The following is a 23,731-nucleotide window of genomic DNA, read 5'->3' on the forward strand; positions in this document are numbered from 1 at the left end:
TTTCGATTGGGGTACGTGGCCCGGATGAGCGCAGCGACATCCGGGGTGCAATGCTACTCAGACGGCGCCGCAAAAGTGACGGTAGTGCCAGGCGGCTTCGGTCTGCAATTCAGATTCAGACCACGAATGGTCTTCAACAACATCGGCCTTGCTGATCATGATGCAATGCCTCGAAATATGCTGGTGGTTGCCGAACCTACTACACGGCCCAGGAACTGACCATTGCCTTCCTTCTCGGTGCGAACGGCTTTGCGCGACCAAGGCGGACGTGTCGGCAGCCGCTCCGAGATCAGGTTCGGGGCAGCTCTCGCCATGCCGCGGCATCTGCCATGTGCGCATTGTGCTGGTCTTGTCCGATGATCTTCCGCTACATTTGCGCCATGCAGTTCGACACCAAGATCGCGGTCGTGATCCGCAACGACCTTGAAGTCTGGCAGAAGCTCAACGTCGCGTCCTTTCTGTCCGGCGGTATCGCGGCTTCCTACCCGGAATGCGTCGGCGAGAATTACGAAGACGGCTCGGGGACAAAATATCTGTCCCTGATCGGCCAGCCGATCCTGATCTACGGCGCTGATCGGCCTGCGCTGTTGCGGGCGCTGGAGCGCGCGCTCACCCGCAACGTGGTGCCTGCGCTCTACACCGAGGACATGTTCAAGACCACACATGACGCCGCCAACCGCGAGTCGGTGAGGGCGGTCGCGCGTGCCGATCTCAATCTCGTCGGTCTCGCCATCCGCGCCGAGCGCAAGGTGGTCGACAAGATTCTCGATGGGTTGAAGTTTCACAGCTAGCAATGGATGCATGGCGTGTCGAGCGTGAGCGTCAATGTGAGCTCGTGTAAGGTGAGCACCCCTGTTCGGGCTCCCTCCCCCCTTGCGGGGGAGGGTTGGGGGAGAGGGGTAAGCCGCGGGCGAGATCATCGATGTGGACAGTGTGCTCGCAACGTCGTTTGCCTGTCGTTGTGACGAATGCGGAGAGGGCGCGTCGTGTGGCTACCCCTCTCCCTAACCCTCCTCCGCAAGGGGGGAGGGAACCCGCCCACCGGTGCGTCCCTGACGCGCCAGTCACTGGGCTGCCCGACGTGGCAAGCGCCTCGCGCAAAAATAGTTCGGTTTATCGTAATGGTGACTCACCCGTCTCGCCCGCCTGAGGGGCGCTTCGCGATCGTCACGAGTGGTCGCCGGGGCGAGCACCTATAAGCCGTAACCCGTCGCGCAGGGAGAGCCGGGATTGCTCCGGTTACGCAAAGCTCGCACGAACCCTGTCGCGAGACGTAGTTGCGCGGCGACAGGCGCGGGATCCCTCGATACCCGGCGGCAGACCCCGGGATACCCGGCGGGGTATTCCGATCTTCCGGTATTGACACTGACTGACCAGTCAGTCATAACGTGACTATGGCAAAGCGCAACAAACCATCGATCGCAACGCCCGCCGCAAGCCGCCGGACCATCGCGAGGGCCGCCTCGGCCAATGTCCCGAAGGTGACCTCGCCGAACCCGCTGGGTGCCGCGCGAGCCGCGAACCGCTCCGAGAGATCGGCGGAGCGGCGCGCCGCGATCGTCGCGGCGGCGATGGAGGAGTTCGTCGCGCGCGGCTTTGCCGCAACTCGGCTCGACGACATCGCCAAGCGGGCGGGGGTCGCCAAGGGCACCATCTACCTGCACTTCAAGGACAAGGAATCGATGTTCGAGGAGCTGATCCGTACCGCGCTGGTGCCCTTGATCGATCGGATGGCCGCGCCGCCCGCCATCGCAGGTCGGGTGCGCGATGCGGTGGAGCGGTTCGCGGAGACCTTTATCCGCGAGATCGTCGCGACTCCGCGCGCCGACATCATCCGCCTGATCGTGGCCGAAGGACCGCGCTTTCCGGCGCTCGCCGACTTCTATTTCCGCGAGGTGGTGTCGAAGGGGCTGGCGGGCATGACCGCCTTGGTCCAGCTCGGGATCGCGCGTGGCGAGATCCGGCAGAAACAGCTTGCGCAATTCCCCCAGTTGCTCGTCGCGCCCGCGATCGTCGCGGTGATCTGGCAGAGCCTGTTCGCCAGGCATGCGCCGCTGGACGCGATCGCGATGTTCAGGGTTCATCTCGATCTGATCTTCGGCGAACGGAGGGCGTCATGACCTCGTCGCACGCGGTGAAGCTGCTGGCGGTGTTCGCGCTGACGGCGGTGCTCGCCGGCTGCAAGGATACGCGGGATCCCGGCTTCCAGGGTTGGGTCGAGGCCGACATGATCTTCGTCAGTCCCGACGAATCCGGCCGGGTCATCAAGCTCAATGTGCGCGAAGGCGACGAGGTCAAGCCGGGCGATCTGCTCTATTCCGTCGACGACGATTTGCAGAAGGCCGATCTCAACCAGAGCAATGCGACGCTGGCCAACGCGCAGCAGAGTTATGACCGCGCTGCGTCCTTGAGGAACACCGGCGCCGGCACCCAGGCGACTTTGGATTCCGCGGTCTCGTCGCTGCGTGTGGCCGAGGCCCGCGTCAAGACCTCGCAGACCCGGCTGGACCGGCGCAAGGGCTTCGCGCCGATCGCCGGTACGGTCCAGCAGATCTATTTCCGCGAGGGGGAGATGGTGCAGGCGCAGCGGCCGGTGCTGTCGATCATGCCGCCCGGCAACATGAAGCTGCGCTTCTTCGTGCCGGAGAGCGAGCTGCCGAAGCTTGCGATCGGAGACGAGGTGAGGGTCACCTGCGACAACTGCGCCGCCGATCTCACCGCCAAGATCTATTTCATCGCCACCACGGCCGAATATACCCCGCCCGTCATCTACAGCCTCGATGAGCGCAACAAGCTGGTCTACCTGATCCAGGCGCGGCCAAGCCGCCCCGATGCGCTGCGCGTCGGTCAGCCGATCAGCATCTATTTCAACCCCAAGACTCCGGTGGCGGACCGGCAATGAACGGCGCCTCGACCAACGCGCGGTCCACCGCACCTGGCATCGCCATCGATGTCGAGGGCCTGTCCAAATCGTTCGGCGGGCGCGAGGTGGTCCATGACTTGTCGATGCAGGTCAAGCGCGGCTCGATCTACGGCTTCCTCGGCCCCAACGGCAGCGGCAAGACCACGACGATCCGCATGCTCTGTGGCCTGCTGACGCCCGACAGCGGCAGCGGCACCTGCCTCGGCTACGACATCCGGCGCGACGCCGACAAGATCAAGCGCAAGGTCGGCTACATGACCCAGCGCTTCAGCCTTTACCAGGATCTCTCGGTGCGGGAGAACCTCGAATTCGTCGCGCGGCTCTATGGCCTGCCGGACCCGCGCGGCGCCGCAGCCGACATGATCGCCCGGATCGGGCTCAGAGGGCGCGAGGAACAGCTCGCCGGCGAATTGTCCGGCGGCTGGAAGCAGCGGCTGGCACTCGGTGCATGCACGCTGCCCAATCCGCAACTGCTGCTGCTGGATGAGCCGACCGCCGGCGTCGACCCGAAGGCGCGGCGCGATTTCTGGAACGAGATCCACGCGCTCGCCGCCGAAGGACTCACCGTGCTGGTCTCGACCCACTACATGGACGAGGCCGAGCGCTGCCACGAGATCGCGTATATCGCTTACGGCCACCTCCTGGTCCGCGGCACCGTGGACGAGGTGATCGCGAACTCCGCGCTATCGACCTACACGGTGACCGGCGACGATCTCAACGGCCTGCCGGCCGAGCTGACCGGCAAGCCCGGAATCGACATGGTGGCGCCGTTCGGCACCAGCCTGCACGTCTCCGGCCGCGACAAGGCGGCGCTTGAGGCGGCTATTGCGCCGTATCGCGACGATGCGAAATGGCACTGGCAGGCAAGCGAGCCGTCGCTTGAAGATGTCTTCATCGATCTGATGGGGCGCTCGAAGGACAATTTCCAATGAGCGCGACTGATACGACCCGAAATGGCGAACAAAGGGAGCCGGCCTTCGGCTTCTGGCGGCGCAGCTATGCGATGCTGGTCAAGGAATTCATCCAGCTTCGCCGCGACCGCGTATCGTTCGCCATGATCATCATGATCCCGGTGATGCAGCTATTGTTGTTCGGCTACGCCATCAACACCACGCCGCGCCACTTGCCGACCGCGGTGCTGTTGCAGGAGGACACCGACCTCGGTCGCTCGATCCTGAAGGCGATGGAGAACACCGCCTATTTCCGCTTCACCCGCGAGGTGCACAACGTCGAGGAGTTCGACGATCTCTTGCAGTCCGGCAAGGTGCTGTTCGGCGTCGAGATCCCGCGCGGGTTCGAGCGCGCGGTGCGGCGCGGCGACAAGCCGGCGCTGCTGGTCGCGGCCGACGCCACCGATCCGGTGGCGGCCGGTTCGGCGTTGGGCGCGCTGGGGCCGCTGGTGCAATCTGCGCTGGCGCACGATCTGCATATCGGCGATCCGCCCGAGATGCCGTTCGAGATCCGCGCTCATGCCCGCTACAATCCGGCGGCGGAATCGCGGCTCAACATCGTGCCCGGCCTGGTCGGCACCATCCTGACCATGACCATGCTGATCTTTACCGCGCTCTCGGTGACGCGCGAGATCGAGCGCGGCACCATGGAGAGCCTGCTGTCGATGCCGATCAAGCCGGTGGAGGTGATGTTCGGGAAGATCATTCCTTACGTGATCGTCGGCTTCGTGCAGGCCGCATTGATCATCGGCATCGGCGTCCTGCTGTTCGGCGTGCCGGTCCTCGGCAGTCTGCTGCTGCTCGGGTTGCTGACCACGCTGTTCATCACCACCAACTTGTCGATCGGCTACACCTTCTCGACCATCGTGCAGAACCAGCTACAGGCGATGCAGCTCTCGATGATGTTCTTCCTGCCGAGCATCCTGCTTTCCGGCTTCATGTTTCCGTTCGCAGGCATGCCGGTCTGGGCGCAATATATCGGCGAGGTGCTGCCGCTGACCCATTTTGTGCGGATCGTCCGTGCGATCATGCTGAAAGGCGCCGGCATGCAGAACCTGCAATATGACACGATCGCGCTTGCCGCCTTGATGTTGTTCGCGATGACGGTCGCGGTGACACGCTTCCGCCGCACGCTGGATTGAGCTTAGGATGTGAGAAGTTGGTTATCGTCGTTCCGGGCGTCGCGGCAGCGACGAACCCGGAACCTCGAGAGTCCGGGTTGGATGCGACGCATCGCCCCGGGATGACGGGTTAGGAAGTGATCGGGCTCTGGCGCAAACAGAAAACTGCGGTGCAACTCGCGTCCGTATCGGCCGACTTCCATCACGCGCTGATGCGCGAGGTCATGCGCACGGAATTGCTCCGCATCAGGGTGCTGATCGGTACCGCTGTCGTGCTCGGCGCAGTCAGTCTCGCCATTGACTTCCTCGCGCCCGAGGCGGTCAGCCGCGTCTGGCGCGGCAATCTCAGCCCCGTCTACGTCTTCTACGTTATCATTCCGCTGATCCTGTTCGAACTGTGGGTGCATGGCGCGATCACCTGGCACATACGCAAGGGACGCGACTTGCCGGTGATCCGCCGCTACATCGGCGTCGTGGTCGAGACGTCGCTGCCGACCGTCGTGCTGGGCATGCACATCAACAGCATGGGGCCGGAGCAGGCGCTCGGCTTCGTGGCGCCGTTGGTCTATTTCGTCTTCATCATTCTCTCGACGCTGCGGCTCGATTTCTGGCTGTCGACTTTTACCGGCTTCGTTGCGGCGTCGGAATTGTTCTACATGGCGGTGTTCTTCCACCCCGCAGGACCCGGCGCGGCGGAACAGGGTGTCTACTATCACGCGGCGCGCAGCACGATCGTCCTGATCTGCGGCGTGCTCGCCGGCGCGGTCGGCATGCAACTGCGCCGGCAGTTCGAGGCCAGCATCGCGGCTGCCACGGCGCGCGACCGCATTACCAATCTGTTCGGTCAGCACGTCTCGCCGCAGGTGGTCGAACGGCTGATTGCCGAAGGGGCGAGTACGGAGAGCGACATCCGGCGCGTCGCGGTGATGTTCGTCGACTTCCGCAGCTTCACCGCCAGCGCCCGCACGCGCTCGCCGCAGGAGGTGGTGGACCGGCTCGACGGCGCCTTCGCCGTGCTGGTCGACATCCTGGATCGCCATGGCGGCATCGTGAACAAGTTTCTCGGTGACGGCTTTCTTGCGCTGTTCGGCGCGCCGCTTGAGTCAGGCGATGCTGCACAGCATGCGGTCGCGGCCGCGCGCGAGATGCTTGCGGCGAACGAGCGCGCCAATGAGTCGTCGAGCTGGCCGCTGCGGATCGGCATCGGCGTTCACGTTGGCGAGGTCGTCGCCGGCAATATCGGCTCGCCGCGGCGCAAGGAATACACCGTGATCGGCGACACCGTGAATTTCGCCGCGCGGCTCGAGGCGCTCAACAAGGAGCTCGGTTCGCAATTCCTGATCTCCTCCGCGGTGCGCGATGCGCTCGGTGACCACGGCAAGGATGCCGTGCCGCGCGGCGAGGTGCCGGTGAGGGGCTACGACCGCCCTGTCCCGGTCTGGCAATTGGGGTAGGCATACCGGCATCGCTGCGCGAGCTGTTTCGGGTCCAAGACTTGATTGCACCGAATGCTCTGAAGAGCGTTCTCTCGCCCGTGTTACGATCCGAGCGTCCGGTCGATGACGATCGGCAAGCGTGAGGACAGGAAAGATGCAGCGGCGCTATATCACCGTCGACGTTTTCACCGACCAGGCGTTCGGCGGCAACCCGCTCGCCGTGGTGCTCGACGCCGGCGGGCTCTCGACGGCACAGATGCAGGCGATCGCGACCGAGTTCAACTATTCCGAGACGACCTTCGTGCTGCCGCCGCAGGACTCGGCGCACGATGCCCAAGTGCGCATCTTCACGGTGCGCTCGGAAATTCCGTTCGCGGGCCATCCCAATGTCGGCACGGCGTTCGTACTGGCAACACAGGCCGCAAAGGCCCCGGCGCGGCTGGTCTTCGAGGAGAAGGCGGGGCTGGTGCCTGTCGAGATCCTCACCGATGGCGGGCGCGTGATCGGCGCCGAGCTGACCGCGCCGGAGAAGCTGCAGCGGACCAACGAGGTGAGCGCGGCCGAGGCGGCCGCGTGCCTCTCACTGTCGGCAAGCGATGTGAGAACCGATCGTCACGCGCCGCAAGTCGTCTCGGTCGGGCTGCCGTTCCTGGCGGTGGAGATCGCCTCGCGCGAGGCGCTGAAACGGGCCCGGCCGGATGCCGCGGCCTTCGACAGGGCGCGGGCGCGCATCGGACGTGATGTCCTCTATTTCTACACACGCGACGTGCCGGCAAGCGAGCAGCCGCTGGATCTGCAGGCGCGCATGTTCCATCCGGGCGCGAGCGGGATGTCCGAGGATCCCGCCACGGGCAGCGCTACGGCGGCCACGGCGGCGCTGCTTGCGGATATCGATCCGCTGCGCGACGGCGAGTTGCGGTTGCGGATCGGGCAGGGCGTCGATATGGGCCGGCCAAGCTTGCTGCTGACGCGGGTGCGCAAGCAGGGCGGGGCGGTCGCATCGGTGCATGTCGGCGGCGGCTGCGTGAAAATGATGGAAGGGGCGCTGAACGTGCGGGGCGCGGAGGGCTAAAACGGGATGAAGCCAAGCTGAATCGGTTTCGCCACAGATGCGGTTCACCGAAGGGGCCCCGACGGGGAGGCGTCGATTTGCGTAGCAAATCGGGTGAGGGGCCGCGGTGTTAACGAGAGACCGTATTCCCTCACCCGGCGCTACGCGCCGACCTCTCCCAAGGGAGAGGTAAGCCCCCGACCGCTTCAGGCGAGCCGGATCTCATCATGCTCGAGGCTCGTGCTTATAAGTCCGCGATGTTCGCTTATCCCCAACAGCGGCGAAGGAGCGGATATTGTGCGCGGTCCGAGAAGGGCCACTTCCGGAAATCTCCGCACGAACGAAACGGTCGGCGACCGAGACTAAAATTGGCTTGCGATCCAGATAACCAGGAAAGGCGTGGGCAATTACGCCAAAGTAACAAGCTCAGCTCGTTTCGCCTTTTTGAGATATTGTTGGCCAACTTCTGTGTAGTCCGCAGGGTCTTTCTGAAACTGGCGTCCCCCGTAGAGGTGCCGCTGCTCCGGCTTCGGAACGAGATTGTTCACCATCTGCGCAGGCAAAATCATATTCCACACCCAGATAATGACGCCCATACCGATCCACAGCGCTACACCGATGTAAACAAAGACGCGCATCCGACGCTCCGCAACTAGTATCGGGTCAGACAGTCAATCACGAACAATAGGGGAAGCTGGGCAATTCCAGCGCCAGCGATGCAGATCGCTGTCAAGACATAGTGTGCAGGCAAGTAGACCTGTTCATCCGTTTCGACGACCCGTCGCAGATACCAGTCCCAGCGAAGAACGACGTAACATGCGAATGCTAGAAGCGGAGCCGTGCCAACGAACTCCAACCAAAGAGAGTGAGAGGAACCTCGCGGATGCCATTCGGGACAGGCGAGCGGAGGGGCGACCAACACCAGTACGGCTGCCGTGCCGACAGCGAGGAGCACACCGACAGAAACTGCAATACGCGCTAAATTCATGGGAACGTGAACGTTACGAAGCCGGAGTGGAGCATTAGGTTGTGCCGGATCGTTCCGTCAACCCGCATCGTGCCAAGTGCTCAATTTTGCATGAACGCGGTGCGACCTCCGCTTCGGGTCCAAACCGGCAATATTCTGATTGAGCGAGCAGAACGTTTCCGCTCATACCCCAAGCCGACGTCTACGCCTTCGTGAGCTAAACCTGCGGCGCCACCAGGTTCTCGATCCTGACGCCCTCGCGCTCCTCGATCGCCTCCGCGATCCAGCGTCGATGGCAGTGCTGGTGGTCGCGCTCGTAGCAGAGGATGCAGACCGGGCCCGATTTCTTCACCAGCGCCGACAGCTCGTCGAGCTCTTCCTTGGCTTGCGTGGTCTTGAGGTGCGCCGAATAGATCTTGTGCAGCAGCTCATACTTGCCGCTGCGTGCTGCCTCACGGCCAGTCTTCGGCGTGCCGAGGCCGCGCAGATGGACGTAGGCGATGCCGCGTTCATCGAGGCCCGCCGCGAGCTGGGTCTTGGAAAAGCCCGGCCGCCGCGACGAGGCGATGGCGCGGACGTCGACCAGCAGCTTGACGCCGGCTTGCTCGAGCTCATCCAGCACTGCCTTCGACGGGGTCTGCTCATAGCCGATGGTGAACAGCGTCTTCGCTCTCGCCATCGCCGCTCACTTCACGCGTTCGATCAATTCCATCGCACCGGCCGGCGCGCGGACCTTGCCCTCGTGGATCACGTAAGCGAACACATCGCGCGGGGCCTTTTTCGGCTTGCCCTTGTCGACGCGGGGCAGGTCGTCCGGCTCGCCGCCACTAGCCCAGTCCTGAAAGCGCTTGGCCCAGGCGTCGAGCTGCTTCGGCGGATAGCAGGTCTTCAATTCGTCATTGCCCTTCTGCAGCCGCGCATAGACGAAGTCGCCGACGACGTCCGCGATCGCGGGATATTTGCCGTGCTCGGCGAACACCACGGGAATCTCGAACTCGCGCAGCAGCGCAACGAACTCGGGCACACAGAAACTGTCATGGCGCACTTCGACGACATGGCGCAATGCGCGGCCGTCGAGCTTGCGCGGCAACAGCTCGAGGAACTTGCCGAAGTCGGCGCCGTCGAACTTCTTGGTCGGCGCGAACTGCCAGAGCACCGGCCCCAGCCGGTCCTTCAGCTCGAGCACGCCCGAATCATAGAAGCGCTTCACGGAATCGCCGGCTTCTGCGAGCACGCGGCGGTTGGTGGCGAAGCGCGGTCCCTTCAGCGAGAAGATGAAGCCATCGGGCACCTCGCCGGCCCATTTGCGAAAGCTCTCCGGCTTCTGCGAGCCGTAATAGGTGCCGTTGATCTCGATCGAGGTCAGCTTCGATGCCGCATAGGCGAGCTCCTTCGATTGCGCGAGCTTCTCGGGATAGAACACCCCGCGCCATGGCTCGAAGGTCCAGCCGCCGATGCCGATATAGATGTTGCCTGCGTCCGTCTTGGTTGTCTTGCTGGGAGCTTGGGCCACGATTGCACTCATCGCGAGAAGGAAGGAGCGGTCAGACTAGTCAAAATAATCGTGATTGGCCAGTTCGCCAGATTTGCGGCGGCGATGCTTATCGTGTTGATCGGTCTTCGTTAGGATGCGACGAACGGGAGAACAATAATGCGCATGCTGGTCGCAGCCGTCCTCTTGATCACCTGCTCCGCCGCTGTTGCCGACGAGGTCGACGATGCACATAAGCTCGCGGTCAGCGGCCGCGACGCTTACTGGAATTGTCTCGCCCGCGAATATCCCCGCGACAGCAACAAGACGATGTCGGACCAGGAGTTCACCTCGCTGATTGCAAGCGTCTGCGCCTCGGAGCGGCAGAATTTCCGGGTGTCGCTGATCGATTTCCTGTCGCTGCAATTTCCGAAGGAGGGACCCGACGCGAATCTGGCGACCGCCAATCGCGCTATCGAGCTCGCGCAGAAGGACATCGTGAACGCGTTCGTCCGGCGCGGAGCGGCGGCCAAATAGACAGCCAAGTCCTGTTGCGCCTGACCGATTTTTGATATCAATCGGCCCACAGGCGAGGGACGATCCGGCATGAGTTCTCAATCGATGGCAGGCTTTCTGGGCGCCCTGGTCGCGGCCGTCGTGCTGGCGGCGGCGTTTATCTACGGGCCGTCGCCGAGCCAGATCCATAATCCGCCGCCGCCCGCTCCGGCGCAGCAGCAGGCGGCCCCCGCCCCGGAGCCCGCACCCGCTCCGACACCACGAGGCCCGGTGATCCGGGAAGTCCCGAACAACTAGCGAGCCTGGCCCTTGCGGACTGCCCCGCGCCTTCCTATCTGGCATTGGACGGCGACGTTGCAGCTCGCAAGGGCTCCGGCGCCGGGACGACCACGACAATGCTGGCTGCGCCGGATGTACGCGCGCCCCTTGTTGTGGTCGTTGGCATTTCCGGGGGTATTTCGACCCCGTTTTCCCGCCTTCCGAGATGTGTTTGGTCCCCGTCCGCCTTGGCAGCGGGAGAGGCTGCGGCTATACGCTGGCGCTCATGAATGACGCCATCAAACCGGGCCCCGAAATCCCGTCGCAGGCCGCTGGTTTGCCGCAACTTTCGGTCGTCGTCCCGACCTTCAACGAACGCGACAATGTCACGGTCCTGTACCGGCGCCTCGACGCGACGTTGAAGGACGTGGCCTGGGAAGTCATCTTCGTCGACGACAATTCACCCGATGGAACCTGGGATGTGGTGCGCGGTCTGGCGCGGCTGGACCCCCGCGTCCGCTGCATCCGCCGGATCGGCCGGCGCGGCCTGTCGGGCGCCTGCATCGAGGGCATCCTCGCCTCGAGCGCGCCCTATGCAGCGGTGATCGATGCCGACCTCCAGCACGACGAGGCCCAGCTCCCGCAGATGCTGGCCCTGCTGCAGAGCGGCAAGGCCGAACTGGTGGTCGGCAGCCGCTACATCGAGGGCTATCGTGCCGAGGGCTTCAACAAGAGCCGTGCCGGCGCCAGCGCCTTCGCCACCGAGATCGCGCGCCGCGCGCTGAAGGTCGAGATCGCCGATCCCATGAGCGGCTTCTTCATGATCCGCCGCGACCGCTTCGAGCAACTCGCGCCGCAACTGTCGACCCAGGGCTTCAAGATCCTGCTCGACCTGGTCGCCACCGCGCATGGCAAGCTGCGCACGGTCGAGATCCCCTACACGTTCGGCGCGCGACAGCACGGCGAGAGCAAGCTCGACTCCATGGTTGCGCTGGACTTCGTCGGGCTCGTGCTCGCGAAGCTGACGCATGACGTGATCTCGCTCCGCTTCCTGTTGTTCGCGATGGTCGGCGCGCTCGGTCTGGTGGTGCATCTTGCCGCACTCTTCATCGCGCTCGAGGTGTTCCGCGCGCCATTCCCGGAGGCGCAGGCCACCGGCGCGATCGTCGCGATGACCAGCAATTTCATTCTCAACAACTTCCTGACTTACCGCGACCAGCGGCTGAAGGGCTTTGCGATCGTGCGCGGCCTGCTGCTGTTCTATCTCGTTTGCGGCGTCGGTCTGCTCGCCAATGTCGGTGTCGCGTTCTCGGTCTACGATCAGGAACCGATCTGGTGGCTTGCGGGGGCGGCGGGCGCGTTGATGGGCGTGGTCTGGAACTACGCGATGTCCGGGCTGTTCGTCTGGCGCAAGCGATGACGTTGACATGAATCCGAACGAGGGGCGGCTTGCCCTCAACACGGCGCTCGTGGTCTGCGCGCTGGTCGCGTTGCGGCTTGCGGCCGCGGCCTGGACGCCGCTGACCTTCGACGAAGCCTATTACTGGATGTGGTCGAAGGCGCTGGCCGGCGGCTATTACGATCATCCGCCGATGGTGGCGGTCGTGATCCGGCTCGGCACGATGATCGCGGGGGATACGCCGCTCGGCGTGCGGCTGGTCTCGGTCCTGCTTGCGCTGCCGATGAGCTGGGCGATCTACCGGTCGGCCGCGATCCTGTTCGGTGGCCAGCGTGTTGCCGCAGGCGCCACGATCCTGCTCAACGTCACGCTGATGGCTGCCGTCGGCACGCTGATCGTGACACCGGATGCGCCGCTGTTGGTCGCGGCGAGCCTGCTGCTGTTCTCGCTCGCAAAGGTGCTGGAGAGCGGCCGCGGCGCGTGGTGGCTTGCGGTCGGCGCCAGCGCCGGCGCGGCGCTATTGTCGAAATACACCGCGCTGTTCTTCGGACCTGCGATCCTGATCTGGCTTGCGATGGTGCCGAAGCAGCGCCGCTGGTTTCTCTCGCCCTGGCTCTATCTCGGCGGCCTGGTCGCGCTGGGAATGTTTGCGCCGGTCATTCTCTGGAATGCCGATCACCATTGGGTGTCGTTCATCAAGCAGATGGGCCGCGCCCGGATCGAGGATTTCCGGCCAACCTACATCGCCGAGCTGATCCCGACCCAGTTCGCGTTTGCGACTCCGCTGGTCTTCATCCTCGGCGTGATGGGACTCTATGCGCTCTCCAAGCGCCGCGCCGGCGCAATGGCTGCGCGGGTGCTCGTCAACACCATGTTCTGGACCATCGTGGTCTATTTCGCCTGGCACGCGCTGCATGCGCGGGTCGAGGCCAACTGGTTTGCTCCGGTCTATCCGGCCTTCGCGGTCGCGGCCGCCGTCGCTGCTGTCCAGGTGCAATGGGCGCCGCGCGAGCAGCGGACGATCGATTTCTGCCGCCGCTGGGCGGCCCCAAGCGGCGTCGTGCTGTTTGCGCTGTTGATCGTGCAGGCCAACACCGGTGTCCTGTCGGGCTATCGCCGCGACGCCACTGTGCGGAGCGTCGGGGTCGGCTGGCAGGAGCTCGCGGACGAGATCGAGACGGTGCGGGTGCGCATCGGCGCGACCTGTGTGCTTGCGCCGGATTACGGCACCACCGGCTGGCTGGTGTTCTATCTGCCCAAAGGCACCTGCGTTGTGCAGCAGGGGCAGCGCATCCGCTGGGTCAACATGCCCGAGCCAAGCCCTGCGGCGCTTTCCGGCAAGCTGCTGTATGTGCATGAGGTCGAGCAGGCCGTGCCGGCGTCGATGCGCGCCGATTTTGTCCGCATCGAGACCGTTGCCGAGGCCAAGCGCATGCGCGGTCCGCTGACCATCGAGACCTATGCGCTCGATGCGCTGGAGGGCCCGAAGGGCGACGTTCTCGATCGCTCACCGCCACCGGAACTGGAGTAGGAACATTTGTCGATGATGTCGGATCATCCAGCTCCGACTCGTCTTCCAGGAAGCCCGTCAACCAAACGAGGTTCCACTCATGACCGGTTCCAATCTCAAGCCCGCTGCCGAACTCGCCAAGGCCAACACCACGCGCTTTCCCAATGAGAGCGCCGAGTATCGTCGTGCCCGCCAGGCGCTGCTCATCGAGGAGATCGAACTGCGCCGCCACATCGAGCGCGTCGCCGAAGTGCGCCGTGCGTTGCCGCCGGGCGGCGAGGTGACCAAGGCCTATCGGTTCATCGGCGAAGCCGGCCCGGTGTCGCTGGCCGACCTGTTCGGTAACAAGCAGACGCTCGTCATCTACAGCTACATGTTCGGTCCGCAGCGCGAGAAGCTGTGTCCGATGTGCACGTCGTTCATGGGCACATGGGAGGCCAAGCTGCCTGACGTCGCGCGGCGCGTCTCCTTCGTCTTCGTGGCGCGTTCGCCGATCGCGCGGCTGATCGAGGCGAAGAACGCCCGCGGCTGGACGCGCCACCAGGTCTACTCCGATGCATCGGGCGACTATACACGTGACTATGTCAGCAAGGATGATGCCGACGTGCCCGGCTACAACGTGTTCACGCGGCGCGACGGCACGGTCCGTCATTTCTGGGCGAGCGAGATGGGGCTGGGCACCGCCGATCCTGGCCAGGATCCGCGCGGCGCGCCCGATCTCGATCCGCTCTGGACCATCCTTGACACCACGCCCGAAGGACGCGGCAAGGACTGGTATCCGAAGCTGTCCTACTGAGGAGATTGTTGTTGCAAAATCCCCGCGAGATTGCGGGGCGATCGGCAAGGACATTCTTCCCGCGCATGCCGCTGCCGGCGCTGGCCCCCGGCGGCATCTGCGGATGTCCCATGATGAGACAGAAAATCCGCTTTCGCGATCCAATGTGATCTTAAAAAAGCCCCACGCCACAGGCACTTCCCGCGCTGCAGGGGATCGCATCCAGTTAAGTCGCATTTAACTAAAAGTCGCCTTAATGGGCATCCGCGTCCCTGCGAGACGCTGAGCCGAAACGTCGTTCGGCTCCGAGTCGAGTGGGACAAGGTGGACCTGTTTTGAGCGCCGGGCGTATGGGTACGAGTGCGACTGCGTATGGTCTTGGGGCGCCACGCCGCAAGAAATCCTCCCGAAGGATTCTCCCTCAGCATTTCCTCGGCAGTGCCGCGGTGGCGGGATTGGTGCTTGGCTGCGCCTGGACTGTCTACGCCAATATCTTCGCGGCGAGTGTCTATCCATCGGTGAGCAGCGCGGGGCTCGATGAGCCCGTCGTCAAGCACCGCGTGGCGGTCGCTGAACGGCCTGCGCCGTCGTTCGACGAGGTGTTCGCATCGTTGACGCCTCCACCTGGGAAGGCCGAGGTCGCCAAGTCAGATTCTGCCAAATCGGATTCTGCCAAGTCTGAGCCCGCCGTACCGGCGCTGATGTTTAACGAAAGGTTTGCTGCGGCCTCGCCGGACGGCGTTCCGTCCAGCGTCGTAGTGGCCGATGCCGCGCCGCAGACCGATCCGGTCAAGACGGCCGATGCGCCGAAGCCGGCCGCCGCAGCGAAGGTCGCCGAAGCCAAGGCGCCTGCGCCGAGGTCGGTCGAGGCCGCGAAGAAGGAAGCGGCCGCCAACCTGCAGGTCGCGCTCAACACGCCTGCCGAATCCGTGGAGCCCAAATCCGCCGAGCCCAAGCGGGCTGAGGCCAAGTCGGCCACGTCGAAGTCGGCCGCAAGATCCGGTGGCGTCACGGTGCGTGACATGGCCGCGCGCGCCAAGGCCGCGGTGATGTCGATCGCGTCGAACGAACGGCAGACCATGGTCGAGAAGCTGTGGGGCAAGCGTGAGTCGAGCGGCGGGCTGCTCTCCTACGCGTCCGCCGATGCAAACGTCACCGGCAGCATCCCCTCGACCCTCGACCAGGACCCGACACGTGGCGGCTCGCCGCCTTATGACCGCCAGACCGCGGTCTACGACATTTCGGCCAAGACCGTGTATCTGCCGGACGGCACGCGGCTCGAAGCGCATTCGGGTCTCGGCTCCCGGCTCGACGATCCGCGCTCCGCGAGCATGAAGATGATCGGCGTGACACCGCCGCACATCTATGAGCTGAAGCCACGCGAGGCGCTGTTCCACGGCGTGCCGGCACTGCGGCTCAACCCGATCGGCGGCGAAGGCCGGATCTACAACCGCGTCGGCCTGCTCGCGCACACCTACATGCTCGGCCCGAACGGCGACTCCAACGGCTGCGTCTCGTTCAAGAACTACTACGCATTCCTCGACGCCTACCGCAACAAGGGCATCCGCCGCCTCGCCGTGCTCGCAAGGATCCAGTAGGCCGAGCGGACCGCGGCGATCGTACCTCCGGCGCTATAACCTTCAGCCTGACCGAGCACTTCAACGCCCGGGATCGATCGGCGTCGTGAGCCCAAGCCGAGCCTCGATAGCCTCCGCTGCCTCAAGGCACTGGTCCTCACGAAAACGCCGGCCGGTGATGAGCACCCCGATCGGCAACCCGGTCGCTTCATCGCGCCCAGCCGGTACGCAAGCCGATGGCAGCCCGAGCAGGTTCGCCGGCACCACCGGACGCATCAGCTCCTTGGCAGTCGCAGCGCCTGCTGCTGTGGCCGAATCGGCGCCGTGCTCGAACGGCAATTGCGTCCAGGTCGGTGACAGCAGCAGCGGCCAATCCGCCATGAAGCTCGACCAGGCTCGCCCGATGCCATGGCGCTCGACCATGAGGTTCGACCAAGCTGTGGTGTCGGCCAGCGGCGGTACGAGTGCCTGGAAGCTCTGCAGGAACGTCATCGCGTCCGGACCCATCATTTGTGACACTGGAGCGAGCACCGACACGAGGTCACCCATGATCAGGCGTGACCAGCATTCGATCGCTTGCTCGTAGCGCGGCGGCGCGATCTCTGCGACCGCATAGCCGGCATCGGCCAACGCTTCTGCAGCGCGCCGGACGGTCGCTGCGATCACCGGATCGGTACGTCCACCGAGGGGCTCGGGCAAGACCGCGACACGGATGGGACGGGGCGCGGCCGGCCCCTCGAACGGGGCATCGATCGACCACGGATCGCGTGGATGCGCTCCCATCAAGATGCGCAGCGCGAGCCGCACATCGGCGACACGGCGGGCCATCGGCCCCTGAACGTTCATCAACTGGACGGCCAGCAGGCTGCCATCGATCGGTCCGCAATCCGCGTCGGGCACGCGTCCCGCCGACGGGCGGATCGACGCGATGCCGCAGGCGTTGGCGGGATTGCGTAACGAGCCGCCAATGTCGTTGCCCAAGCCGATGGGAGTCATGCCGCTGGCAAGTGCTGCAGCGTCGCCTCCGCTCGAACCGCCAGCGGTGCGCTCCGGATGCCAGGGATTGCGCGTGAGTCCGTGCAGCGAACTCACGGTGTGGATGCGCAGCGCCATGTCTGGCAGATTGGTGCGGCCGATGGGGATCGCGCCGGCGGCGCGCATTCGCTCGACCACAGGCGCATCCATCGGAACTACAGCTTGCGCCAAGGCGGGCACGCCCCATGTGGTGGGCAGGCCAGCCATGTCGATGTTCTCTTTGACCGTGAAGGGAACGCCATGCAGCGGGCCGACCTTCTCGCCGGCCGCCAGCCGCCGGTCAGCCAATGCTGCCGTGGCGCGGGCCTGATCAGCCAACACGTGGACCACGGCATTCAGCGCCGGATTGACCGCATCAATACGCGCCAGGTGCGCATCCACGACCTCCGTCGAGCTCAGTTGTCGTTCCGAAATACGGCGCGCGAGGTCGATCGCAGACAATTGCCGGATCTCGCTCATCGTTAACCCCCTTTGTCCGGCCCGGCTCGGGCTTCGCGTTTCTTGGGCTATCCTGAGAGGCTCGATCGGAAGCGGCCAACGCCATCGGTCCGACAACTCCGACAACATGCATCATTCCGGGCCCGGCTGGAACCAACGAGTCGATTGTTGTTATACTTCAACGGCCCATTACCGGTTGAAGCGAAATGCCTCCTGCACCGCCCATCGAAACTCCGCCCCCGTTCGCTACCGAAGCCTTCGTCGATGCCGGTGCGGCCGTCGGCCGTCTCGAAGAGATTTACGAGCGCAACACCCAGTTCCTTCGCGATCGCTTCGAGGCGTATGTCAACGGCGTGTCGTTCACGACGCGCGTGCGGGCGCATTATCCGTTCGTGCGCATCACGACATCGTCGCATGCGCGGCTCGATTCCCGGCTTGCCTACGGCTTTGTCGCGGGGCCGGGCGTGCATGAGACCAGCGTCACGCGCCCCGACATCTTCAGAACCTACCTTACCGAGCAGATCGGCCTGTTGATCAAGAATCACGGTGTGGCCGTCGAGATCGGCCAGTCGAACGAGCCGATCCCGATCCACTTTGCCTACCGGCGAGACATCAACATCGAAGCGGCGCTGACGATTGCCGACAGTTCGGCCTTCACGCGATCGCTGCGCGACGTGTTCGACACGCCCGATCTCGCCGCGATGGATGATGCGATCGCCGACGGCACGTTCGAGCTGGCGCCGGGAATGCCGGAGCCGCTGGCCCTGTTCCGTGCGGCGCGGGTCGATTACTCGCTGCGCCGACTCTATCATTACACCGGCACCGATCCGGAGCACTTCCAGAACTTCGTGATCTTCACGAACTACCAATTCTATGTCGATGCCTTCGCGCAATCGTGCCAGCAGCGCCTCGCGTCAGGCGAAGCCGGCCTGGACGCCTTCGTTGCGCCCGGCAACATGATCACGCGCAATGCGCGGCTCGGCGGCGGCACGAACGGGACCGCGCCGGACCGCGTGCCGCAGATGCCGGCTTTTCATCTGGTCGAGCCTGACTATCGCGGCATCACCCTGATCAACATCGGGATCGGTCCGTCCAACGCGCGCAATATCACCGATCATGTCGCAGTGCTGCGGCCGCATGCCTGGCTGATGATCGGGCACTGCGCGGGTCTGAGGAATACGCAGCGGCTTGGCGATTACGTGCTTGCCCATGGCTATGTGCGCGAGGATCACGTGCTCGATCACGAGCTGCCGCTCTGGGTCCCGATCCCGGCGCTCGCCGAGATGCAGGTCGCCCTGGAGGAGGCGGTCGGCGAGGTCACGGGCGTATCCGGCTTCGAGCTCAAGCGGCTGATGCGCACCGGCACCGTCGCCAGCGTCGACAACCGCAACTGGGAGATCAGCGGGCCGTCGGTGATCAGGCGCATGTCGCAATCGCGCGCCATCGCGCTCGACATGGAGTCGGCGGCCATTGCCGCCAACGGCTATCGCTTCCGGGTACCGTACGGCACGTTGCTGTGCGTCTCCGACAAGCCGCTGCACGGCGAGATCAAGCTCGCGGGCATGGCGAGCGAGTTCTACCGGCAACGCGTCGGCCAGCATCTCGAGATCGGCCTGAGGGCGCTGGAGCGGCTCAAGCAGCAGGAATCCGAGCGGCTGCATTCGCGCAAGCTGCGGAGCTTTGCCGAGGTCGCGTTTCAGTAGCGCCGGGTGACACTTATCTCGCTCACGCGGCGAGCGACTTCCACAACTGCATTTCGGTGGCGACGGCGGCCTTGACCTGCGGCCGCGCCTGGATGCGTGCGAGATAGGCTGCCAGCGACGGCCATTGCGCAACGTCGACGCCGGCGGCGCGGAGCAACAGCAGGGCCCAGGCGAGATGCGCGTCGGCAACGGTGAAGCGGTCTCCGACCAGAAATTCGCGGTCCGCCAGATAGGCCGATGGCACCGACAAGGTTTGCCCGATCCTGGCACGCGGCTTGGCCAGCGATGCGTCGTCCTTGTACCAGAAGGTCGGGAACAGAAACCCCTTGTGGATCTCGGTGCCGACGAAGCTCAGCCACTCCTGCAGCCGATAGCGATCCAGCTCACCCGGCCGCGGCGCGAGGCCGAGTTCGGGCTTCAGGTCGGCGATATATTGCAGCACGGCTGCGCTCTCCGTCAGCCGCTCGCCGTTCTCCAGCACCAGCACGGGCACCGCGCCCTTCGGCGAGACCGCGCGGAAATCGGCGTCGTCTTCCAGCACCTTCTTGGTCCAGAGATGGACGAGGTGGTAGCGCACCTCGACGCCGGCCTCCATCAACGCGATGCGGCTGGCGAGCGAGCAGGCCATCGGCGAGAAATAGAGCTGGAGCATGTTGGTCGTCTCAGGCGAGGGCGTTGCCGCGGGCGATGATGGCGAAGCGGTCGGACAATTCGGCGAGCGCGACGTCGTGAATGAGCTTTGCCGCAATCGTGCCGCCGGTGCCGTCCGGCAGGTCGCGGGTGGCGCAGCCCTCGGCATCGATGGTGGTACGGAAGCCGAGGTCGAGCGCGGCGCGGGCGGTGGAGCTGACGCACATATGCGTCATGAAGCCGGCGAGAACCAGCTCCTTGCGTCCGGTCGCGGCTAGCTGCGCGTTGAGGTCGGTGCCGGCGAATGCGTTCGGCAATTCCTTCTCGATCACCGCTTCGCCCGGCCGCGGCGTCAGCGGTGCGACGATGGCGCCGCGCTCCGCGCTGCGATCGAACAGGCTGCCGGGCCGTCCCCTATGCGCGATGTGGAAGATCGCGGCGCCGCTCTCGCGGGCGCGGGCGAGCAATGCGGTCGCGCGCGCGATCGCGGCGTTGGCCTCGGGCAAAGCGAGGGGACCTGCGAGATATTCGTTCTGGATATCGATCAGCACCAGGCAGGCGTCGCCGAGGCGAGGCGGGGTGAGGTCGATACCGGCAAGCTGCATCAGCGTTTTGGCGGCGGTCATGGTTCGAAAGGCTCCGGAGAAATGTTGATCGAGGATAGCTCTGGAGCCTCCTGCCGTTATGCAGGGATATTGCAGCCGGTGGCTGCGTTATTGCAGGTAGGCGCCGCGCGAGGTAGCCTGCCGCCATGAACTGGGACGATCTTCGCATCATCGCGGCCGTCAGGGACGAGGGCACCTATGCGGGCGCCAGCGCGCGGCTGCGCATTGACGAGACCACCGTCGGCCGCCGCCTGGCGCGCATCGAGCGTGCGCTCGGCCTGCGGCTGTTCGAAGCGGCCGACGGCGTCCGTACGCCAACCCGGCAATGCGAGATGGTGCTGGCGCATGTCCAGGCGATGGCGGCGCATGCCGAGGATATCGGCCGCATCGGCGCGAGCCTGCCGGGTCCGGTGGGGCGGCTGCGCATCGCGTCGACCAACGCGGTCGCGGAGGAGGTGCTGGCGCCGCGCGCCAGCGAATTCCTGCGCGCCAATCCGGGGCTGACGCTGCAGTTCCTGACCTCGAGCGACAACGTCAAGTTCTCGCGCTGGGAAGCCGATCTCGCCATCCGCCTGCGCAAGCCCGACAAGGGCGACTTCGCGATCTCGAAGCTCGCCGAGGTCCGGCTGTATTTCTTCGAGCCGGTTGCGGTCGGCGCAGACGAAGCGGTGACCTGTGCGTATCCCGACGAGCTCGAAGGCATCCCCGAGATGCAGTTCCTGCGAGCGCGGCGAGTTCGCTCGCGCTGCGTCACCGACAACGTCCGCGTCATCCGCACGCTGATCCAGTCGCATCAGGCTGCCGGCGTGCTGCCCGAATATGGTTCCGCGGCGTTGCTGGCTGACCGCCGACTGCGCGCCACGCTGCTGCCGAAGCGCCGCGATGTCTGGCTGCTGGTGCAGAACCATCTCAAGCGCGATGCCGCAACGCGCGTCACCATCGATTGGCTGCGCGCCTGCTTCCAGGATGTCGCGCGCGGCGCGTGAGGTTGGAGCCCACTCGTCATTCCAGGCACTCGCGTCGCGAACCCCGGAATGAAATCGAGGGGCCGCTCGCGGGGCGGCCCCTCCAATGTCACGAACCCGGTCACTGAACCGAATTGCGATGTTTACCGCGCGCCGAAATTGGAACCCCGATTTTCGCGGGCGAGCAGGCACATTTGGTGTTGCGTCTATCAGCCCATTGCATCTAACTCGTTTGCGTACTGCCTACAGCAAATTCCGCCTTACGGCCAAGCGTTTGGAGTTGGTTTTTTGAACGTGTGTCTGAGTGAGTTGGTTATGTGTCGCTTCACCACGGGTCGGCGCCGGTGAGGCCTTCTCCCGGAACCGGTAATCGCCTTCTCGCAACCTTGCCGGCAGCGGACCTCGAACTGCTTGGGGCCGAGCTGGAAACCGTGGCGCTCGATCAGGATGCGGTCCTGGCGCGGGCCGGCGAAGAGGTGGACTATGTCTTCTTTCCCCATAGCGGCGCCATCCTTCTGATGATCGACATGGCGGACGGGCACACGGTCGCGACCGGTGTGGTCGGACGCGAAGGGATGGTGGGCAGCCTCTCGGTGCTCGGCCCGTCACCGTCGGGCATCACCGCGGTGGTCGCTGCCGCGGGCACCGCTTCGCGGCTTCCGGCGGCGCGGTTTCATGCTGCTTTTGGCCGCAGCCCCGCGATCCGACGGGTGATCCAACGTCACATCGCGGCGATGCTCGTACAGTTTCAGCTCGGTTCGGCCTGCAACGCGCTGCATCCGGTCGAAGCCCGCATGGCGCGATGGCTGCTACAGCTTCGCGACCGTATCGACAGCGACATTCTCCCGCTGACCCAGCAGGCGCTCTCGCAAATCCTCGGTGTGCGGCGAACGACGGTAACGCTGCTCATGCGCAATCTGCGCGCGCGCGGCGCGATCAGGTCCGATCAACGAGGTCGGATCGAGATCGACCGGTCGCGGCTATCGGCGGTGGCGTGCGAATGCCACCACGTCATGCGTCTCGAAGCCGAGCGGATATTCGCGGACGACAAGATCCGACCTCGCGCAGCGGCTCGGACCGACGACCCGTTCATGCCGGAAACGGAAGCGGACGACGCGGTGTGAGCGCGGTTCGGCGCGATCAACTCCTCTGTCGTCGATCGGGCTCCCGCGCCGCTTTGGACGCCGTCTCCAGCCTTGCAATCTCGCGCAGCACCTTCGCCGTCTCGCGCAACTCATTGCGCTCTGGGCCGGGCTTCAGCCGTCGTGCTTCGTCGAGACAATCCCTGGCCTGCAGCAGCCAGACGGAAGTTTCGGTCGAGGTTTGCATGAGCCCCATGGTGTCCCTCCATCGCGATCATCAATGATCTGTATCGACCGCCAGGCTACTGAACCGCCGCACACGGATGCTAGGCTCAGCGACCCAGGCGTCCCGCGCGAACCAGGCGTGATCGGTGCGGCAGAATGGGCAATGTGTGCGCGAGAAAAATACCGCGCTACGTCCAAAGCTTTCGCGATCGGCTTTGATGCCGGTGGGAATCGCGTGCGCGGTTTGCGGACATTTGACCATGAGCATGCCCATGTGACCCTCCCTCGATATTGGCTTTTTGTTTTTTTGCAGAAAAGCACCGGCCGGTTGGATGGCGCCTTGTCGGTGCGACCAGTTGGGGGGCATCGCGCACCTGCGGCTTGACAGAGCATCGGGCAGTGGGGGCTGACATGCTCGTCACTGAGCGTCTCCAACCGGCCGGATCCCTCCTCAATCGAATCCTCGACGTGAATTGCGGGCCGCCTTCTTAACCGGCTGGGTGGAGAACCTTCTCGAAATGCTTCCTGACCGGCTCACTCACGTCCGACGCGAGCTTCTGGCCAAGCGCCCACAATTCCTTGTTCTGGTCCGATGCCATGTCGAGAGCCTTGCGGGTTTGCTCGGTGGACAAGGTCAAGACATCGCTCGCTGACCTGCTGCCGGCGAGATGGATGACAAAATCGAGCGCGGAGGCGGCATTGGCGTATGAGATTTCAAACACCTTCAGCCCGTAGTCGGCCGCGCCTCGTGCGTTGCGCGAATATGTTTCGCCCAACGTCTCTGTCATCTGTTCGGATGCGGCCCGCGCGCGGGCAAGACCCTGTTCGGCAAGATCGCCGATTACGCCGGGCAAGGCGATCTTCGGGAAGCTCGACAACGGCATGCCAAAGATATTCGTGCCGTTCACTGTGACTTTCATTTCTGTTTCACTCAAGACGCAGTTCCTCTCTCAAGCGAAAGCATTCCCCGCAACGCTCGCTCGCGTCACGAGAGCTGACGCTCCGTGTTCGGTTCAGATTCCAGGTGAGCAGTTTTGATCCAGTCCCAATCCTACTGTGCGGGACGAACGTGCGACTGTCGGTTCGGTTTGCGA

Annotated in this window: 25 protein-coding genes; 16 read left to right on the top strand and 9 right to left on the bottom strand. The window is 64.6% G+C overall.

Annotation, left to right across the window (positions count from 1 at the left end; translation table 11 throughout):
• Positions 1-380 precede the first annotated feature (380 nt).
• The 7 genes from P6U30_RS14455 (at position 381) to P6U30_RS14485 (ending at position 7,502) form a co-directional block, all read left to right on the top strand.
• A complete protein-coding gene (locus P6U30_RS14455; protein ID WP_407170450.1) occupies positions 381-791 on the top strand; it encodes a DUF2000 family protein in 411 nt (136 codons plus the stop codon).
• A 603-nt stretch (positions 792-1,394) separates the two neighbouring features.
• The gene (locus P6U30_RS14460) at positions 1,395-2,120 is read left to right on the top strand and encodes a TetR/AcrR family transcriptional regulator (protein WP_407169653.1); all 726 of its coding nucleotides are present in this window, start codon (positions 1,395-1,397) and stop codon (positions 2,118-2,120) included.
• Complete coding sequence (locus tag P6U30_RS14465; protein WP_407169654.1) at positions 2,117-2,902, top strand: HlyD family secretion protein; 786 nt, start codon at positions 2,117-2,119, stop codon at positions 2,900-2,902. The genes P6U30_RS14460 and P6U30_RS14465 overlap by 4 nt, the downstream gene beginning before the upstream one ends.
• A complete protein-coding gene (locus P6U30_RS14470; RefSeq protein WP_407169655.1) occupies positions 2,899-3,855 on the top strand; it encodes an ABC transporter ATP-binding protein in 957 nt (318 codons plus the stop codon). Before P6U30_RS14465 ends, P6U30_RS14470 begins: the two co-directional genes overlap by 4 nt.
• Positions 3,852-5,015: an ABC transporter permease gene (locus tag P6U30_RS14475; RefSeq protein ID WP_407169656.1), complete on the top strand. Its 1,164-nt coding sequence runs from the start codon at positions 3,852-3,854 to the stop codon at positions 5,013-5,015. Before P6U30_RS14470 ends, P6U30_RS14475 begins: the two co-directional genes overlap by 4 nt.
• A gap of 191 nt (positions 5,016-5,206) precedes the next feature.
• Positions 5,207-6,448, top strand: a complete 1,242-nt coding sequence (locus P6U30_RS14480; RefSeq protein WP_407170451.1) for an adenylate/guanylate cyclase domain-containing protein — start codon at positions 5,207-5,209, stop codon at positions 6,446-6,448.
• Positions 6,449-6,584: 136 nt separating this feature from the next.
• Positions 6,585-7,502 carry a PhzF family phenazine biosynthesis protein gene (locus P6U30_RS14485; RefSeq protein WP_407169657.1) on the top strand — a complete coding sequence of 306 codons (918 nt, stop codon included), beginning with the start codon at positions 6,585-6,587 and terminating at the stop codon, positions 7,500-7,502.
• 386 nt (positions 7,503-7,888) lie between these two features.
• On the opposite strand, the gene P6U30_RS14490 is transcribed toward P6U30_RS14485, so the two are convergent.
• From P6U30_RS14490 to P6U30_RS14500, 3 genes are all read right to left on the bottom strand, one after another.
• Complete coding sequence (locus P6U30_RS14490) at positions 7,889-8,119, bottom strand: hypothetical protein (RefSeq protein WP_407169658.1); 231 nt, start codon at positions 8,117-8,119, stop codon at positions 7,889-7,891.
• A 546-nt stretch (positions 8,120-8,665) separates the two neighbouring features.
• Positions 8,666-9,127 (bottom strand): DUF488 family protein, encoded by a 462-nt coding sequence (locus P6U30_RS14495; protein WP_407169659.1) that lies wholly within the window; start codon positions 9,125-9,127, stop codon positions 8,666-8,668.
• 6 nt (positions 9,128-9,133) lie between these two features.
• Entirely contained in the window at positions 9,134-9,973 is an 840-nt protein-coding gene (locus P6U30_RS14500; protein ID WP_407169660.1) for a DUF72 domain-containing protein, read from the bottom strand.
• Between the two features lie 126 nt (positions 9,974-10,099).
• Here P6U30_RS14500 and P6U30_RS14505 point away from each other — a divergent pair, with 126 nt between their 5' ends.
• The 6 genes from P6U30_RS14505 to P6U30_RS14530 all read left to right on the top strand — a co-directional run bounded on the left by P6U30_RS14505 (position 10,100) and on the right by P6U30_RS14530 (position 15,975).
• The gene (locus P6U30_RS14505; RefSeq protein WP_407169661.1) at positions 10,100-10,456 is read left to right on the top strand and encodes a hypothetical protein; all 357 of its coding nucleotides are present in this window, start codon (positions 10,100-10,102) and stop codon (positions 10,454-10,456) included.
• A 69-nt stretch (positions 10,457-10,525) separates the two neighbouring features.
• Complete coding sequence (locus P6U30_RS14510) at positions 10,526-10,732, top strand: hypothetical protein (protein WP_407169662.1); 207 nt, start codon at positions 10,526-10,528, stop codon at positions 10,730-10,732.
• Positions 10,733-10,979: 247 nt separating this feature from the next.
• Positions 10,980-12,113 (top strand): glycosyltransferase, encoded by a 1,134-nt coding sequence (locus tag P6U30_RS14515; RefSeq protein WP_407169663.1) that lies wholly within the window; start codon positions 10,980-10,982, stop codon positions 12,111-12,113.
• A 7-nt stretch (positions 12,114-12,120) separates the two neighbouring features.
• On the top strand, positions 12,121-13,623 hold the full coding sequence (locus tag P6U30_RS14520; protein ID WP_407169664.1) for a glycosyltransferase family 39 protein: 1,503 nt from the start codon (positions 12,121-12,123) through the stop codon (positions 13,621-13,623).
• Positions 13,624-13,702: 79 nt separating this feature from the next.
• Positions 13,703-14,398, top strand: a complete 696-nt coding sequence (locus P6U30_RS14525) for a DUF899 family protein (RefSeq protein ID WP_407169665.1) — start codon at positions 13,703-13,705, stop codon at positions 14,396-14,398.
• Between the two features lie 425 nt (positions 14,399-14,823).
• Positions 14,824-15,975, top strand: coding sequence for a tlde1 domain-containing protein (locus tag P6U30_RS14530; RefSeq protein ID WP_407169666.1), 1,152 nt, complete (start codon positions 14,824-14,826; stop codon positions 15,973-15,975).
• 60 nt (positions 15,976-16,035) lie between these two features.
• Here P6U30_RS14530 and P6U30_RS14535 read toward each other — a convergent pair whose 3' ends face one another.
• Positions 16,036-17,448 carry an amidase gene (locus P6U30_RS14535; protein WP_407169667.1) on the bottom strand — a complete coding sequence of 471 codons (1,413 nt, stop codon included), beginning with the start codon at positions 17,446-17,448 and terminating at the stop codon, positions 16,036-16,038.
• A 185-nt stretch (positions 17,449-17,633) separates the two neighbouring features.
• On the opposite strand from P6U30_RS14535, the gene P6U30_RS14540 reads away from it, so the two are divergent.
• Positions 17,634-19,130: an AMP nucleosidase gene (locus tag P6U30_RS14540; RefSeq protein WP_407169668.1), complete on the top strand. Its 1,497-nt coding sequence runs from the start codon at positions 17,634-17,636 to the stop codon at positions 19,128-19,130.
• Between the two features lie 22 nt (positions 19,131-19,152).
• On the opposite strand, the gene P6U30_RS14545 is transcribed toward P6U30_RS14540, so the two are convergent.
• A complete protein-coding gene (locus P6U30_RS14545; protein ID WP_407169669.1) occupies positions 19,153-19,782 on the bottom strand; it encodes a glutathione binding-like protein in 630 nt (209 codons plus the stop codon).
• Between the two features lie 10 nt (positions 19,783-19,792).
• Positions 19,793-20,386, bottom strand: coding sequence for a cysteine hydrolase family protein (locus P6U30_RS14550; protein WP_407169670.1), 594 nt, complete (start codon positions 20,384-20,386; stop codon positions 19,793-19,795).
• A 125-nt stretch (positions 20,387-20,511) separates the two neighbouring features.
• Here P6U30_RS14550 and P6U30_RS14555 point away from each other — a divergent pair, with 125 nt between their 5' ends.
• Together P6U30_RS14555 and P6U30_RS14560 are read left to right on the top strand one after the other, a co-directional pair.
• Complete coding sequence (locus P6U30_RS14555; protein WP_407169671.1) at positions 20,512-21,351, top strand: LysR family transcriptional regulator; 840 nt, start codon at positions 20,512-20,514, stop codon at positions 21,349-21,351.
• 296 nt (positions 21,352-21,647) lie between these two features.
• Positions 21,648-22,454, top strand: a complete 807-nt coding sequence (locus P6U30_RS14560) for a Crp/Fnr family transcriptional regulator (protein WP_407169672.1) — start codon at positions 21,648-21,650, stop codon at positions 22,452-22,454.
• A 16-nt stretch (positions 22,455-22,470) separates the two neighbouring features.
• Here the strand turns inward: P6U30_RS14560 and P6U30_RS14565 are convergent, their stop codons facing one another.
• The 3 genes from P6U30_RS14565 to P6U30_RS14575 form a co-directional block, all read right to left on the bottom strand.
• Positions 22,471-22,668: a hypothetical protein gene (locus P6U30_RS14565; RefSeq protein WP_407169673.1), complete on the bottom strand. Its 198-nt coding sequence runs from the start codon at positions 22,666-22,668 to the stop codon at positions 22,471-22,473.
• 21 nt (positions 22,669-22,689) lie between these two features.
• The gene (locus tag P6U30_RS14570; protein ID WP_407151737.1) at positions 22,690-22,911 is read right to left on the bottom strand and encodes a hypothetical protein; all 222 of its coding nucleotides are present in this window, start codon (positions 22,909-22,911) and stop codon (positions 22,690-22,692) included.
• A 214-nt stretch (positions 22,912-23,125) separates the two neighbouring features.
• On the bottom strand, positions 23,126-23,557 hold the full coding sequence (locus tag P6U30_RS14575; protein ID WP_407169674.1) for a phasin family protein: 432 nt from the start codon (positions 23,555-23,557) through the stop codon (positions 23,126-23,128).
• Between the last annotated feature and the right edge of the window lie 174 nt (positions 23,558-23,731).

The sequence above is a fragment of the Bradyrhizobium sp. ORS 111 genome, from assembly GCF_045571485.1.
GTDB lineage: Bacteria > Pseudomonadota > Alphaproteobacteria > Rhizobiales > Xanthobacteraceae > Bradyrhizobium.